The sequence below is a fragment of the Nocardioides panacisoli genome, assembly GCF_039537325.1.
Taxonomy (GTDB): domain Bacteria; phylum Actinomycetota; class Actinomycetes; order Propionibacteriales; family Nocardioidaceae; genus Nocardioides; species Nocardioides panacisoli.
This window is the reverse complement of sequence record NZ_BAABAH010000016.1, coordinates 21,003-34,710: the sequence shown is the minus strand read 5'-3', so window position 1 is coordinate 34,710 and position 13,708 is coordinate 21,003. Positions and strand designations below refer to the sequence as shown.

Here is a 13,708-nt window from a genome sequence, read left to right as displayed (position 1 = left end):
TGGGGGAATAGCGCTGCGTGTGCGAGCATTGGTCCCCACAAGAGCTCGCGTGCTCTGGGGTCGGTGAAACTCCGAGCCGGCGGTTAAAGTCCGCGACCCGATCGCAGCCAGCGGTCGGTTGACCAGGTGGAAATCCTGGACCGACGGTCAAAGTCCGGATGGGAAGCGCACGCAGGCGGCGACGCACCGTGATGCGCGGCGCGCGCCCAGCGCCACCAGCCCCGGAGCCCTCGAGCGGAGGACGACCGGAGAGGCACCCAGGTGGCGGAGCAGTTCGCAGTCGAGTACGACGCGATGCGCCGCGCCCTCGCGCTGGCCGCGTCACCCGGCGTCCCCGTCGGCCCGAACCCCCGGGTCGGCTGTGTGCTGCTCTCCCCGGACGGTGAGGTCGTCGCCGAGGGGTACCACCACGGGGCGGGCACCCCGCACGCGGAGGTCGAGGCGCTCGGGGCTGCCGGCGACCGAGCCCGAGGCACGACAGCGGTCGTCACCCTCGAGCCCTGCAACCACACCGGCCGCACCGGCCCGTGCAGCCGGGCGCTGATCGAGGCGGGCGTCGCGCGGGTCGTTATTGCACAGCGTGACCCCAACCCGATCGCCCAGGGCGGGCTGGAGGTGCTGGCCGAGGCCGGCATCGAGGTCGACGCCGGCCTCCTCGCCGAGGACGCCGAGGCGCTGAACCGGGCCTGGACCTTCGCCCACCGCAACGGTCGCCCGTTCGTGACCTGGAAGTTCGCGACCACGCTCGACGGCCGCAGCGCCGCCCGCGACGGCAGCTCCCGCTGGGTGACCTCGCCGGCCGCCCGCCGGGACACCCACCTCCTGCGCGCGCAGTGCGACACGATGCTGGTCGGCACCAACACCGTGGCCGTCGACGATCCGCAGCTGACGGTGCGCGACGCCGACGGCGTCCCGCTGCCGGACCAGCCGCTCCGGGTCGTGCTCGGCAACCGGGACCTGCCCGACGACCGCCGGGTCTTCGACGACGTCGCCGAGACCGTGCAGCTGCGGACCCACGACCCGCGGAAGGCGCTGGAGACGCTCTACCGCGAGCACGGCCGCCACCACGTCTTCTTCGAGGGCGGCCCGACCCTGGCCGCGGCGTTCCTCAAGGCCGGGGTCGTCGACGAGGTGGTGGCCTACGTCGCGCCGCTGCTGCTCGGCAGTGGCAAGTCCGCCGTCGGGAGCCTCGGCATCCGCACCATCACCGGGGCCCGCCGGCTCGACCTGCTCGACACGCTCGTCCTGATGCCCACGGGCGACGACGACGGCACCGACATCAACCTGCGGCTCACCCTGCGGCCGCGTGAGGAGGACTGACATGTTCACCGGCATCGTCGAGGAGCTCGGCACGGTCGCCGCGCTCGAGGAGCAGTCGGATGCGGTCCGGCTGACGGTCGAGGGAGCGGTCACCACGGACGCCGCGCTGGGTGACTCGATCGCGGTCAACGGGTGCTGCCTCACCGTCGCCGCCCTGGGGAACGGCTCGTTCACAGCCGACGTCATGAAGATGACGCTCGACAAGACCTCGCTCGGTGCGCTCGCCGTCGGTCACCGGGTGAACCTCGAGCGCGCCTGCACCCCGCAGACCCGGCTCGGCGGCCACATCGTGCAGGGCCACGTCGACACGACCGGCACCATCGTCAGGCGCGAGCCCGGCGAGCACTGGGAGCTGGTCGAGATCGCCCTGCCCGAGCCGATCGCCCGGTACGTCGTCCTGCACGGCTCGATCACCGTCGACGGGATCTCGCTGACGGTCGCCGAGCTCCGCGACGACAGCTTCGTCGTCTCCCTGATCCCCGAGACGCTGACGCGCACCACCCTCGGCTTCAAGCAGCCGGGTGACCCCGTGAACCTCGAGGCCGACATCATCGCCAAGCACGTCGAAAGGCTGATCCACCGTGACTGACCCGACCAGCTCTGTGAGGCTCGACCCGGTCGAGCGCGCCGTCGCCGACATCGCCGCCGGTAGGGCCGTGGTCGTCGTCGACGACGAGGACCGCGAGAACGAGGGCGACATCATCTTCGCCGCGTCGAAGGCGACCCCGGACCTGATGGCCTTCACGATCCGCCACTCCAGCGGCGTGATCTGCGTGCCGATGCCCGGCGACATGCTCGACCGGCTCGAGATCCCGCTGATGACGCCGCACAACAAGGACGCCTACCGCACGGCGTACACGATCTCGGTCGACGCCCGCGACGGCGTCTCAACCGGCATCTCCGCCGCGGACCGCGCGCACACCGCCCGGGTGCTGGCCGACAGTGCGACCGAGCCGTGGGAGATCACCCGGCCGGGACACGTGTTCCCGCTGCGCTACCGCGAGGGCGGCGTGCTCGTCCGGCGCGGCCACACGGAGGCGGCCGTCGACCTCTGCAAGCTGGCCGGGCTGACGCCCGCGGGCGTGCTGGTCGAGGTCGTCAACGACGACGGGACCATGAAGCGGGCGCCGGAGCTGCGCGCGTTCGCCGACGAGCACGACCTCGCGATGATCTCGATCGAGGACCTGGTGCGCTACCGCCGCCGCAACGAGGTGCACGTGGAGCGGGCGGCCGAGACGAGACTGCCCACCAGCCACGGCGACTTCACGGCCTACGGCTACCGGATCACCGTCGACGGCGGCGAGCACGTCGCGCTGGTGTACGGCGACCCGGCAACGCTCACCGACGAGGGCCCGGTGCTGACCCGGGTGCACTCCGAGTGCCTCACCGGCGACGTCTTCGGCAGCCGGCGCTGCGACTGCGGTCCGCAGCTGAACGAGGCGATGGACCGGATCGTGGCCGAGGGCCGCGGTGTGGTGGTCTACCTCCGCGGCCACGAGGGCCGGGGGATCGGCCTGGTCGCGAAGCTGCAGGCCTACCAGCTCCAGGACGGCGGCCGGGACACCGTGGACGCGAACCTCGACCTGGGCCTGCCTGCCGACGCGCGGCACTACGGTGCCGCCACCCAGATCCTCAAGGACCTCGGCGTCGAGGAGGTGCGGCTGCTCACCAACAACCCCGACAAGGTCAACAACCTCGAGGACTACGGGATCAAGGTGGCCGAGCGGGTACCGCTGACGCCGCACCCCAACGACCACAACCTGGCCTACCTGCTCACCAAGCGGGACCGGATGGGCCACGACCTGCCCAACCTCGACGCCCCGCTGGCGGGCGGCGACCTTGGTCTCGATACGCCGCTCGTCCCTCGCGGCTACTCGACCACCGAAAGCGAGAACTGACATGGCCGGACACGGCGCCCCGACCACCGAGCCCGTCGACTGCCACGACCAGCGCGTGGCGGTCGTCGCCGCGAGCTGGCACCCGCAGGTGATGGACGGCCTGGTCGCCGGCGCGCTGCGCGCCTGCGCCGACCACAAGGTCGAGGCGCCCGTCCTCGTCCGGGTCCCGGGCACCTTCGAGCTGCCGGTCGTCGCCGCCGAGCTCGCGCAGCACCACGACGTCGTCATCGCGCTCGGCGTGGTCATCCGCGGCGGCACCCCGCACTTCGACTACGTCTGCAGCGCTGCCACCGACGGGCTCGGCCGGGTGGCGCTCGACACCAGCACCGCGGTCGGGTTCGGCGTGCTCACCTGCGACGACGAGCAGCAGGCGCTCGACCGCGCGGGGCTCGAGGGGTCCAAGGAGGACAAGGGCTACGAGGCGGCCTCGGCGGCGCTGCTCACCGCGCAGACGCTGAAGAAGATCCGCCGGCGAGACGCCTGACGGCGCGCCGTACCCCGGCAAGTAGGCTTCTCGCCCGTGAAGACGTTCGACGAGCTCTGGGGGGAGCTGAGCGAGAAGGCCCGGTCCCGCCCCGCCGGTTCCGGCACGGTCGCCGCGCTGGACGCGGGCGTCCATGCGATCGGCAAGAAGCTCGTCGAGGAGGCCGCCGAGTCGTGGATGGCGGCCGAGCACGAGGGCAAGGAGCGCGCCGCGGAGGAGATCAGCCAGTTGATCTACCACGCGCAGGTCCTCATGCTCGCCCTCGACCTCGAGCCCGCCGACGTCTACGCCCACCTCTAGGGACTGCTGAGAACCCGTTGAGAGCCCTGCCATGACCCTCAAGATCGCGATTCCCAACAAGGGCGCGCTCTCGGCCGCCGCGACCGACATCCTGCAGGAGTCCGGCTACCGCCAGCGAACCGACTCCAAGGAGCTCCGGCTCGTCGACGCCGAGAACGACGTCGAGTTCTTCTACCTGCGTCCCCGCGACATCGCGCTGTACGTCGGCGAGGGCACCCTCGACGTCGGCATCACCGGCCGCGACCTGCTGCGCGACTCCGGTGCCAAGGCGGAGGAGGTCATGTCGCTGGAGTTCGGACGCAGCACGTTCCGGTTCGCCGGGCCGCGGGGCACCTACGACGACCTGGACGAGCTGGCCGGCAAGCGGATCGCGACGTCGTACGTCGGCATCGTCGAGGCGTTCCTGCACGAGCGGGGGATCGAGGCGAGCGTGGTCCGGCTGGACGGCGCCGTCGAGACCAGCATCCAGCTCGGCGTCGCCGACGTGATCGCCGACGTCGTCGAGACGGGCAGCACGCTGCGCCGCGCAGGGCTGGAGGTCTTCGGCGAGCCGATCCTCGAGTCCGAGGCCGTCCTCATCACCCGCGCCGGCAACGGGTCGCCCGCCTTCGACGTCTTCCGGCGCCGGGTCGAGGGCGTCCTGGTGGCGCGCGGCTACGTGATGATGGACTACGACATCGAGCAGGACAAGGTCCAGGCCGCCATCGCCATCACCCCCGGGATGGAGGGCCCGACCGTGTCGCCGCTCCAGCGCGAGGGCTGGGTCGCGGTCCGGGCGATGGTGCGCCGCGACGGCGCCCAGCGGTTGATGGACGAGCTCTGGGAGCTCGGTGCGCGGGCCATCCTGCTCACCGACATCCATGCCTGCCGGATCTGAGCCCGCGGCGCTGTCGCCCCTGCCGCGCACCTGGCGGCCGTTCGGCCCGCGGCTGGCCGCCGTCGGGTTCGGCGGCCTGCTGGTCGGTGCCTTCCTGGCGCTCTGGTTCACGTTCCCGCCGGAGACCCGTGCGCAGTTCTCCGTGCTCCAGCGCGTGACGGTGATCTTCTTCATCCTCGTCGGGGTCGCGCTGCTCTATGCCCTGGCCCGGTCCCGGGTCACCGCGACCGAGGCCGCGGTGGTGGTCGTCAACGGCTATCGCAAGCGGTCCTTCGAGTGGGCCGAGGTGGTCGCGATCCGGATGCCCCCCGGCGCGCCCTGGCCCACCGCCGACATCGCCGACGGCTCGACCGTCTCCCTGCTCGGCATCCAGGGCTCCGACGGCGTGCGTGCCCTGACCGCGGTCGCGGAGGTCAGGGCGTTGCTTGACGCGCGGTCCGGGCGGCCTGGGGCTTAGGGCCGGGGGCTGCAGGTTTCCCAAGGGATGCAGCGATCTCTGCGCCTCCCCATGGTTGTACGGCGTGGGAGGCGCGACTTTCCCTGCATCCCTTGGGAAACCTGCAGGCCTGCCGCCTAGGTCCGCAGGACGAGGTCGGCGCGGTCGCGGGCACGCTCGCGCTCGTGCAGGGCGGCCTCGTCGGCGGCCCACGACGCGAAGTGGCGTGCGTCGCCCTCACGGTCGAGCCAGCGGTCCCGACGGTCGGCCGCCGGCGCCTCGACCCAGACGACGGTCGTCACCAGGTCGGCGTACGACGACGCGCCGGAGCCGACGCCCTCGAGCACCAGCAGCGGAGCGGGGGAGACCTCGCGCCATTCGGCCCAGCGGTCGGCGTACCAGTCCCAGCGGCGCCAGCGCCCCGGGCGCCCGGCCGCGAGCGGCCGGAGCAGCGCCTCGATGCTCGCGCCGAGCCCGGGCAGCCCGCCCCAGCCCTCGAGCATCTCGTCGGTCGCGAGCACGACCGTGCCCGGGCAGACCCGGCCGATCGCGGCGGCGAGCGTCGTCTTCCCGGCGCCGGCGAGGCCGTCGACGCAGACCAGCCGACCCGTGCCCAGGGTCGGTGGCCGGGACTCGGCGTGGGCGACGACAGCGACCGCCGCCTGCTCCGGGTCCCTCGGCAGCTCAGAAGGCGTGGCCATGACCGCGGTAGGTCCGCACCGACTCCACGACGGTGTCCCCGACGACCAGGTGGACCTGGTTGGCGTGCTCGAACGGCTCGCCGGACTTCGCGTGGCGGAACCAGACGAGGTCGCCGACCCGCAGGGCCGCGGCACCGGGCCCGGTGACCGGGGTCTGCACCTCGCCGGCGCCCTCCAGGCCGAGCAGCTCCAGGCCCGCCGGCGCCCACGGCACCGGCAGCCGGTCCTTCCCGGCAGGTCCGGACGCGACCAGGCCACCACCCTGCACGGTGGCGACGCCCGCCGCCGGCCGGCGGGTGACCGGGAGCCCGAAGAACGCGGCCGGCCGGGGCAGGAAGCCCTGGTAGTGGTCGAACAGCGCCGGCCCGAGCAGCCCCGACCCGGCCGTCAGCTCCGTCACCGCCGGATCGGCTGCTGACGACTCCAGCGAGCCGGTGCCGCCGGCGTTCCAGAACCGCAGCGCCACGCCGGGCACCGCCGCCAGCGCCTCGGCGATGGCCTGCCGTCGGTAGGCCAGCTGGCGCACCGACATCGCCTTGATCCGGCGGACGGCCGCCGAGCGGGCCCGCTGGTGGGGTACGTCGTCGGGCACGCCGGCGACCTGGCCCTCGTAGGTCATCACGCCGACGAGCTGGAACCCCGGCCGGTCGCCGATCACGCGGGCGAGCGCCACGACGCTGCCGACGTCGTAGAGGGGCGAGCGGCGCGGCCCGATCTGCTGGCCGGCCCACCGCAGGCCCGCGTCGACGTCGATCGCGACCTGCACCGGCACCGCGGTGGACGCGCGGATCGCGTCGACGGCGTCGAGGTGGGCGACGTCGTCGACCATCAGCGTGATCCGCGACGCCGCGCGGGGCGACCGGACGAGCGCGGCGAGCGCCACCGGGTCGACGCTCGGGTAGCCCACCAGGATGTCGTCGGCCACCTCCTGCTCCTCGAGGAAGAGCGCCTCCGCCAGCGTGTAGGCGAGCACCCCGGCGAACCCCTCGCGACCCAGCGCGCGGCGGACCAGCGCCGGCACGCGCAGGGACTTCGAGGCGACCCGGACCGGGGTGCCGCCGGCCCGCCCCAGGAGGTCGTCGGCGTTGGCGTCGAAGGCGTCGAGGTCGACGACGAAGGTGGGCGTCGGGAGCGGCGTGCCGCCGCGGACCGCGGTCGTGAGCCGGGCGGCGAGCCGGTCGCGCGGGTCGTCGAGCACCGTCACATCGTGTCACGCGTCGATTCCGTGAGGTGGGACGAGCGGTGCCACCATGACGGGGTGAGTCGTCCCGACGCGAAGCGCCTCCAGGGGTCGGCGTACGTCGACGACGACGGCACCGCCGATCCGGCCCTCGCCCGCAGCCTGGGCCACGACGGCGCCCCCGCGGCGTCCTACCCCGAGGTCCTGGCGGCCCTCGCGGACGCCCGCGTGCTGGTCCCCGTGGTCGCGGTCCTCGGCGAGGTCGAGCACGGCCCCGACGGCCTGGCCCGGGACAAGTCCAGCGACATGGCGGCGGTGCTGATGACGGGCGCCGACGGCCGTACGGCGCTCATGGGCTTCACGAGCACCGGGACGCTCACCGCGTGGGACCCCGAGGCCCGGCCGGTCCCGGTGGCCGCGCGGCTGGCGGCTGCGACCGCGGTCCAGGAGGGAGCCGACGCGCTCCTGCTGGACGTCGCCGGTCCCACCAGGTTCGTCGTGGAGGGCGACGACCTGCGGCGCCTGGCGGCCGGGTGGCGGCCGGTGCGGCTCGGCGACGGCGGCTGGGGGTGGCTCGGCGCGGATCCGGCGGATGGTGGCGCCGGGTAAAGGCGATCATCATGAGCAGGTGAACCTGCTCCGCCTGAGGCTGCTTCTCGCCGCCTGGGTCGTTCTCGCCGTCGCTCCCGGGCTCGTCGTCGGCTTCCTCGCCGACGACCTGGAGTCCACGACCCCCGGCTGGGCGGTCGGTGCGTGGATCGTCGGCTGGATCGCGCAGTTCGCCGTGTTCATGGTCGTGGCGCGGCTCGGGGACCTCAACGCCGACTTCCTGATCTGGATCACCGCCTCCCTGGGCGCCTTCGGCGTCGACTGGGGGTGGGCATGGGGCTGGTGGCTCCCGGTGGTGATCGCCGTCGAGATCACCGCGCACGCCCTCTACGTCTACGGCAAGGTCGCTTCGGCCGAGGCCCTCCAGCGCAACGGCGTGCACGGGCGCGCCGAGGTGCTCGAGGTCGTGCACCCGTGGATGAACGTGGTCGTGAACAACATCTACGTGCGTCGGACGCTCAAGGTCCGCGTCGTGCGGGACGACGGGTCGGCGCCGTACGACACGAAGTACAAGGACCTCTTCGAGCTCGGCAGCGTGCCCGACCCCGGGGACAGCTTCGCCGTGGTCGTCGACCCTGGCCGACCCCGGCGGATCGCAGTGGCGAAGAACCCCGTGGCGGGCCGTCCCGAGGAGTCGTCGGGCTACCCGCCGTCCGACTTCTCCGACGTCGGCCGGGGCACGCGCTTCACGAGCTGGCACCTGGACACCCACCTGCCGACCGATGCGGAGCCGTCGGCGACCGGGTCGGCCTCCGGGCGCAAGCTCGCCGAGAACCTCGAGCTGCTGGCCCAGCTGCACCAGCGCGGGCAGCTCAGCGACCAGGAGTTCGAGGAGGCGAAGCAGAAGCTGTTGGCCGCCGGGGATTAGCGCCCACCCGGAATCTTGCCGTAGCATTCCTTGTTGACCGATCTGTGGCCACGCCTCCGGGCACGGCCGCAGATCCACAAGCGGAGATCAGCAGGATCGTCTCCCACCCGCACCGGCCGCCCAGCATGACAGGTCGTCGGGTCCGGTCGATGAAGAGCCGTCCGTGCGTGCGAGCGTGCGACACGACGGCTCCCCGACTGGCTTCCGCTTGAGAAAGCGGGAGCCGTTCTTGTTTTTCGCAGACCGGCTCCTGACCGAACGAGTTTGGAGGACACATCAGCACCGAGCTGCGCATCAACGAGCGGATCCGGGTTCCCGAGGTCCGGCTCGTCGGACCCAACGGCGAGACCGTCGGCATCGTCCCCACTGACCAGGCACTGAAGCTGGCCCAGGAGGCCGACCTGGACCTCGTGGAGATCGCCCCGATGGGGAAGCCGCCCGTCTGCAAGCTCATGGACTACGGGAAGTTCAAGTACGAGAACGCCCAGAAGGCCCGTGAGACGCGACGGAACCAGACCAACGTCATCATCAAGGAGATGAAGCTCCGGCCCAAGATCGACCAGCACGACTACGACACCAAGAAGGGTCACGTCGTGCGGTTCCTCAAGGCTGGTGACAAGGTCAAGATCACGATCATGTTCCGCGGTCGCGAGCAGCACCGCCCCGAGCTGGGCTTCCGGCTGCTGCAGAAGCTGGCCGAGGACGTCGAGGAGCTCGGCTTCGTCGAGTCGTCGCCCAAGCAGGACGGCCGCAACATGATCATGGTGCTGGGCCCGCACAAGAAGAAGGCCGAGGCCAAGGCCGAGGTGAAGGCCGCGAAGCAGGAGGCGGCTGCCGAACGCGCCGCCGAGCAGGCGGCCGAGCACGCCGAGCGCACCGCCGTCCAGCCCTCCGGCCAGAAGAAGCCGAAGCGGGCCAACGAGGCGCTCGACCCCGACATCGACCTGTGACCTGACGAGATAGAGAGAATCAAGATGCCGAAGAACAAGACCCACTCGGGCGCCAGCAAGCGCTTCCGCGTCACTGGCAGCGGCAAGATCCTCCGGGAGAAGGCCGGGAAGCGCCACAACCTGGAGAAGAAGCCGTCCAAGGTGACGCGCCGGATGACCGGCACCACCGAGGTCGCGAAGAACGACGTCCCCCGCGCGAAGAAGCTGCTCGGCCGCTGACGCGGACGCACCACATTCGGCACCTGACTTTCAAGGAGTAAGAAGATGGCACGCGTCAAGCGCGCAGTGAACGCGGCGAAGAAGCGCCGGACCACCCTGGAGCGGGCCAGCGGCTACCGCGGGCAGCGCTCGCGGCTCTACCGCAAGGCCAAGGAGCAGGTCACCCACTCGCTGGTCTACAGCTACAACGACCGCAAGAAGAACAAGGGCAACTTCCGCCGTCTGTGGATCCAGCGGATCAACGCGGCCGCCCGCGCCGAGGGGATGACCTACAACCGGTTCATCCAGGGCCTGAACCTGGCCGGCGTCGAGGTCGACCGCAAGATCCTCGCCGACCTCGCCGTCAACGAGCCGGCCGCGTTCAAGGCGCTCGTCGAGCAGGCCCGCAACGCGCTGCCCGAGGACGTCAACGCCCCGGCCGAGGCCTCGGCCTGAGGCTCGTTTGAGCAACCCCCAGCCCCTGACCGCCGGCAACAGCCGGGTCAAGGAGGCCAGGAAGTTGAGCCGCCGCTCGGTGCGATCCGAGCGGCGGCTCTTCCTTGCCGACGGCCCCAAGGCCGTCGAAGGGGCGCTGGAGCGCCCGTCCCGGGTGGTGGAGGTCTTCGCGACCCCCGCCGCCGCGGCGGAGTACGCCGACCTGCTGGCCGACGCCCCGGTCACCCTCGTCGACGACCGCGCCCTTGCCTCGCTGTCGGACAGCGTCACCCCCGCCGGCCTGGTCGGCGTCGTCCGGTTCCTCGACGTCGCGTTGAACCGTGGTTTCTGGCAGGTCGAACCCCGGGTCGGAGCACCTCGAGCCGTGCATTCGGACCGGCTGTTCGCCATCTGCGCCGACGTCCGGGACCCCGGCAACGCGGGCACGGTCCTCCGTTGCGCCGACGCGGCAGGCGCCGACGGCGTGGTCCTGGCCGGCGACTCCGTCGACGCCTACAACCCCAAGACCGTGCGGGCGAGCGTGGGCAGCCTGTTCCACGTGCCGCTCGCCGTGGAGCGGGACGCCTCGGTCGCCGTACGCGCCGCGAAGGACGCCGGCCTCACCGTGCTCGCCGCCGACGGCGGGGGAGAGGTCGACCTGTTCGAGGCCGACGACCTCGTCGGTGGGAACGTCGTCTGGCTCTTCGGCAACGAGGCGTGGGGGCTCCCGCCCGAGCTTGCGGAGCTGGCCGACCACCGGGTCAGGATCCCCGTCCTGGGACGGGCCGAGAGCCTCAACCTCGCGACGGCGGCAGCGGTCTGCCTCTACGCGAGTGCAAAGAACCGCCGATCCTGACCGCACTGTCGGTGGCCGGTGCGAGGCTGCCGACATGACCACGGATCCCGCCCTCGGTGCCGCCGAGGAGCACGTCGCAGACCCGCGCCGCTGGAAGGCGCTCACCGTCCTCGGGCTGATCCAATTCATGCTGATCCTCGACGTCACCGTCGTGAACGTCGCGCTGCCCAGCATCAAGACCGACCTCGACATGTCCGAGAGCAGCCTGGCGTGGGTCGTCGAGGCCTACGTGCTGGCTGCCGGCGGCCTGCTCCTCCTCGGCGGGCGCCTCGCCGACCTCGTGGGTCGCCGGGCGACGTTCCTCACCGGGACGGCGCTGTTCGGGGTGGCGTCGGCCGCCTGTGGCTTCGCGCAGAGCGGCCTGATGATCGACGTCTCGCGCTTCATCCAGGGCATGGGCGAGGCCATGGCCGCGCCCGCCTCGCTCGGCATCATCGCGGTGATGTTCACCGACCCGGCGGAGCGGATCAAGGCGCTCGGCATCTTCGGTGGGCTCGCCGGCCTCGGCGGCACGTCCGGCACGGTCATCTCGGGCTTCATCACCCACGTCGACTGGCGGTGGATCTTCTTCATCAACGTCCCCGTGGCCCTCCTGGCGCTCCTGCTGGTCCCGCGGCTGGTGTCCGAGAGCAAGTCACCCCATCCGCACCGCCCGGACGTCCTCGGCGCCATCACCGGCACCGCAGGTCTGCTCGCGGTCGTCTACGGCCTGCTGCACGCGGCCGACCACTCGTGGGGCTCGGCCGGCGTCCTCGTCCCCTTCGTCGGCGGGATCGCCCTCGTCGCGCTGATGCTGGTCATCGAGGCCCGCTCGAGCGACCCGTTGATCCCCCTGAACTTCTTCAGGAACCGCACCCGCGTCGTGACGAACTTCGTCACGCTGTTCTTCGCGAGCGCGTTCTTCTCCTACTTCTTCCTGCTGACGCTGGTGGAGCAGCAGAACATGGGGTGGGGCTCGATCAAGTGCGGCCTCTCCTACCTCCCGATCGGGCTGACGATCGGTGCGGGCATCGGCATCGGGACGGCACTGATGCCGAGGCTCGGCGTGAAGCGCCTGCTGGCGAGCGGGTTCTTCACCTCCGCCGTCGGAATGGCCCTGGCGTCGACGATCGGCTCCGGCACCGACTACTGGACCAACATCTTCCCGGGGATGGTCCTGCTCGGCCTCGGCTCCGGACTCAGCTTCCCCGGGCTGGGCAACGCCGCGCTGCACGAGGTCACCGGGGAGGACTCGTCGCTGGCCGGCGGGATCCAGCAGGCCGTCCAGCAGATCGGTGGCGCGCTCGGGCTGGCGACGCTGGCCAGCATCGCGGTGCGCTACGCCGCCGACCACCCCATCCTGGTCGGTGGCCGCCCGGTGCTGCTGCCCGACGGCCGGCCGCTGGGCGACCTCGCCGGCGGCACCCAGATCACCTACTGGATCGGCGCCGTGTCGCTCGCCGCCGGCGGCGTGCTCGTGCTGTCCCTGATGGAGCACGTGCTCGCGGTCCCGCGCAACCCGATGGTGGAGATCGCCGCGGCCGAGGCGGAGGCCGTCTAGGCGCTAGTGTCCGGACATGTCCGGGGACGTGATCGACCTCCTGCCCGACGGAGTGGTGGTGGCCGACGGGCAGGGTCGTGTGGTGCTCCTCTCGGCACCGGCGGGGCGGATGCTCGGCGTACGCGCTGACGACGTCGTGGGCAAGCCGCTCGGCGACGTGCTGGCGCTGACCGACCAGGACGGCAACGGCTGGGTGGCGGGCAACGCGCCGTACGGCGGGCTGGCCACCCGCACCGCGGTGCCCGAGCAGGCGTGGCTGCTGCCGGACGGCACCGAGGTCCTCGTCGCGGCGCGCCTGCACCGCCGGGAGCGGCTGGGCCCGGTGGACCGCGTCGTCATCAGCATGCGCTCGGGCCGCGGTCGCGAGCGGCTCGACCGGGAGCGCTCCGACCTGGTGGCCACCGTCGCCCACGAGCTGCGGTCCCCGCTCACCGGCGTCAAGGGGTTCGTGCACGCCCTGCTGGACAAGTGGGACAAGCTCAACGACGACCAGAAGCGGCTGATGCTCGGCACCGTCGTGGCCGACGCCGACCGGCTGAGCCGGCTGATCGTCGAGCTGCTCGACGTCGCCCGGATCGACACCGGGCGGCTCCAGCTGCACCGCCGCGGCTGCGACCTGGACCGGATCACCGAGCGGGTGGTGGAGTCGGTCGCCCAGTCGACCTCGCGCCCGATCCGGGTCGAGGACGACGGCCCGCCGCCGATCCACGCCGATCCGGACAAGGTGACCCAGGTCGTCACCAACCTCGTGGAGAACGCGATCCTGCACGGTGACGGCGAGGTCGTCGTCCGGATCGGCCCGGCGGGGGAGCCCGGGTACGCCGAGCTCGTCGTCTCCGACGAGGGCGAGGGCATCCCGCCGGCCCTGCGCCGGCGGGCGTTCACCAAGTTCTGGTCCGCCAGCGCCGGTGGCGGGTCGGGCCTCGGCCTCTACATCGTCAACGGGCTGGTCCGGGCCCACGGCGGCACCGTGACCATCGAGGACCGCCCGGGCGGTGGGGCGGTCGTGACCGCCACCTGGCCGGTCGTCTGAACAACCCGGTCGCCGCGCGGTCG

The 13,708-nt window shown here is 72.1% G+C and carries 17 protein-coding genes and 1 riboswitch; of the genes, 15 read left to right on the top strand and 2 right to left on the bottom strand.

Annotated features, from left to right (window positions below; all coding sequences use genetic code 11):
• Nucleotides 1–45: 45 nt before the first annotated feature.
• Nucleotides 46–175, top strand: a riboswitch (FMN riboswitch).
• A gap of 119 nt (nt 176–294) precedes the next feature.
• From ribD to ABD709_RS17915, 7 genes are read left to right on the top strand one after another with little or no spacing between them, the layout of a single operon-like run.
• Entirely contained in the window at nt 295–1,320 is a 1,026-nt protein-coding gene (gene ribD / locus ABD709_RS17945) for a bifunctional diaminohydroxyphosphoribosylaminopyrimidine deaminase/5-amino-6-(5-phosphoribosylamino)uracil reductase RibD (protein WP_344778108.1), read from the top strand.
• On the top strand, nt 1,307–1,909 hold the full coding sequence (locus ABD709_RS17940) for a riboflavin synthase (RefSeq protein ID WP_425575171.1): 603 nt from the start codon (nt 1,307–1,309) through the stop codon (nt 1,907–1,909). The genes ribD and ABD709_RS17940 overlap by 14 nt, the downstream gene beginning before the upstream one ends.
• Nucleotides 1,902–3,218, top strand: coding sequence for a bifunctional 3,4-dihydroxy-2-butanone-4-phosphate synthase/GTP cyclohydrolase II (locus ABD709_RS17935; protein WP_344777967.1), 1,317 nt, complete (start codon nt 1,902–1,904; stop codon nt 3,216–3,218). The genes ABD709_RS17940 and ABD709_RS17935 overlap by 8 nt, the downstream gene beginning before the upstream one ends.
• A gap of 1 nt (nt 3,219) precedes the next feature.
• Nucleotides 3,220–3,702 (top strand): 6,7-dimethyl-8-ribityllumazine synthase, encoded by a 483-nt coding sequence (gene ribH, locus ABD709_RS17930; protein WP_344777965.1) that lies wholly within the window; start codon nt 3,220–3,222, stop codon nt 3,700–3,702.
• Nucleotides 3,703–3,738: 36 nt separating this feature from the next.
• The gene (locus ABD709_RS17925; protein WP_344777963.1) at nt 3,739–4,002 is read left to right on the top strand and encodes a phosphoribosyl-ATP diphosphatase; all 264 of its coding nucleotides are present in this window, start codon (nt 3,739–3,741) and stop codon (nt 4,000–4,002) included.
• A gap of 31 nt (nt 4,003–4,033) precedes the next feature.
• On the top strand, nt 4,034–4,879 hold the full coding sequence (gene hisG / locus ABD709_RS17920; RefSeq protein ID WP_344777961.1) for an ATP phosphoribosyltransferase: 846 nt from the start codon (nt 4,034–4,036) through the stop codon (nt 4,877–4,879).
• Nucleotides 4,863–5,336: a PH domain-containing protein gene (locus ABD709_RS17915; protein ID WP_344777959.1), complete on the top strand. Its 474-nt coding sequence runs from the start codon at nt 4,863–4,865 to the stop codon at nt 5,334–5,336. The genes hisG and ABD709_RS17915 overlap by 17 nt, the downstream gene beginning before the upstream one ends.
• A 116-nt stretch (nt 5,337–5,452) precedes the next feature.
• On the opposite strand, the gene ABD709_RS17910 is transcribed toward ABD709_RS17915, so the two are convergent.
• Both ABD709_RS17910 and ABD709_RS17905 read right to left on the bottom strand, forming a co-directional pair.
• Nucleotides 5,453–6,016 (bottom strand): nucleoside/nucleotide kinase family protein, encoded by a 564-nt coding sequence (locus ABD709_RS17910; RefSeq protein WP_344777957.1) that lies wholly within the window; start codon nt 6,014–6,016, stop codon nt 5,453–5,455.
• Nucleotides 6,000–7,214 (bottom strand): amino acid deaminase/aldolase, encoded by a 1,215-nt coding sequence (locus ABD709_RS17905; RefSeq protein ID WP_344777955.1) that lies wholly within the window; start codon nt 7,212–7,214, stop codon nt 6,000–6,002. The genes ABD709_RS17910 and ABD709_RS17905 overlap by 17 nt, the downstream gene beginning before the upstream one ends.
• A 60-nt stretch (nt 7,215–7,274) precedes the next feature.
• Here ABD709_RS17905 and ABD709_RS17900 point away from each other — a divergent pair, with 60 nt between their 5' ends.
• The 8 genes from ABD709_RS17900 to ABD709_RS17865 all read left to right on the top strand — a co-directional run bounded on the left by ABD709_RS17900 (nt 7,275) and on the right by ABD709_RS17865 (nt 13,685).
• Nucleotides 7,275–7,805, top strand: coding sequence for an SseB family protein (locus tag ABD709_RS17900; protein ID WP_344777953.1), 531 nt, complete (start codon nt 7,275–7,277; stop codon nt 7,803–7,805).
• A gap of 19 nt (nt 7,806–7,824) precedes the next feature.
• Nucleotides 7,825–8,673: an SHOCT domain-containing protein gene (locus ABD709_RS17895; RefSeq protein ID WP_344777951.1), complete on the top strand. Its 849-nt coding sequence runs from the start codon at nt 7,825–7,827 to the stop codon at nt 8,671–8,673.
• Between the two features lie 275 nt (nt 8,674–8,948).
• On the top strand, nt 8,949–9,623 hold the full coding sequence (infC, locus tag ABD709_RS17890) for a translation initiation factor IF-3 (RefSeq protein WP_344778104.1): 675 nt from the start codon (nt 8,949–8,951) through the stop codon (nt 9,621–9,623).
• A gap of 24 nt (nt 9,624–9,647) precedes the next feature.
• Complete coding sequence (gene rpmI / locus ABD709_RS17885) at nt 9,648–9,842, top strand: 50S ribosomal protein L35 (protein ID WP_179667998.1); 195 nt, start codon at nt 9,648–9,650, stop codon at nt 9,840–9,842.
• A 45-nt stretch (nt 9,843–9,887) separates the two neighbouring features.
• Nucleotides 9,888–10,277 carry a 50S ribosomal protein L20 gene (gene rplT, locus ABD709_RS17880; RefSeq protein ID WP_344777946.1) on the top strand — a complete coding sequence of 130 codons (390 nt, stop codon included), beginning with the start codon at nt 9,888–9,890 and terminating at the stop codon, nt 10,275–10,277.
• A gap of 7 nt (nt 10,278–10,284) precedes the next feature.
• Nucleotides 10,285–11,112 carry a TrmH family RNA methyltransferase gene (locus ABD709_RS17875; RefSeq protein WP_425575168.1) on the top strand — a complete coding sequence of 276 codons (828 nt, stop codon included), beginning with the start codon at nt 10,285–10,287 and terminating at the stop codon, nt 11,110–11,112.
• Nucleotides 11,113–11,146: 34 nt separating this feature from the next.
• On the top strand, nt 11,147–12,652 hold the full coding sequence (locus ABD709_RS17870) for an MFS transporter (RefSeq protein ID WP_344777942.1): 1,506 nt from the start codon (nt 11,147–11,149) through the stop codon (nt 12,650–12,652).
• A 16-nt stretch (nt 12,653–12,668) separates the two neighbouring features.
• Entirely contained in the window at nt 12,669–13,685 is a 1,017-nt protein-coding gene (locus ABD709_RS17865; RefSeq protein WP_344777940.1) for a sensor histidine kinase, read from the top strand.
• The last annotated feature ends 23 nt before the right edge of the window (nt 13,686–13,708 follow it).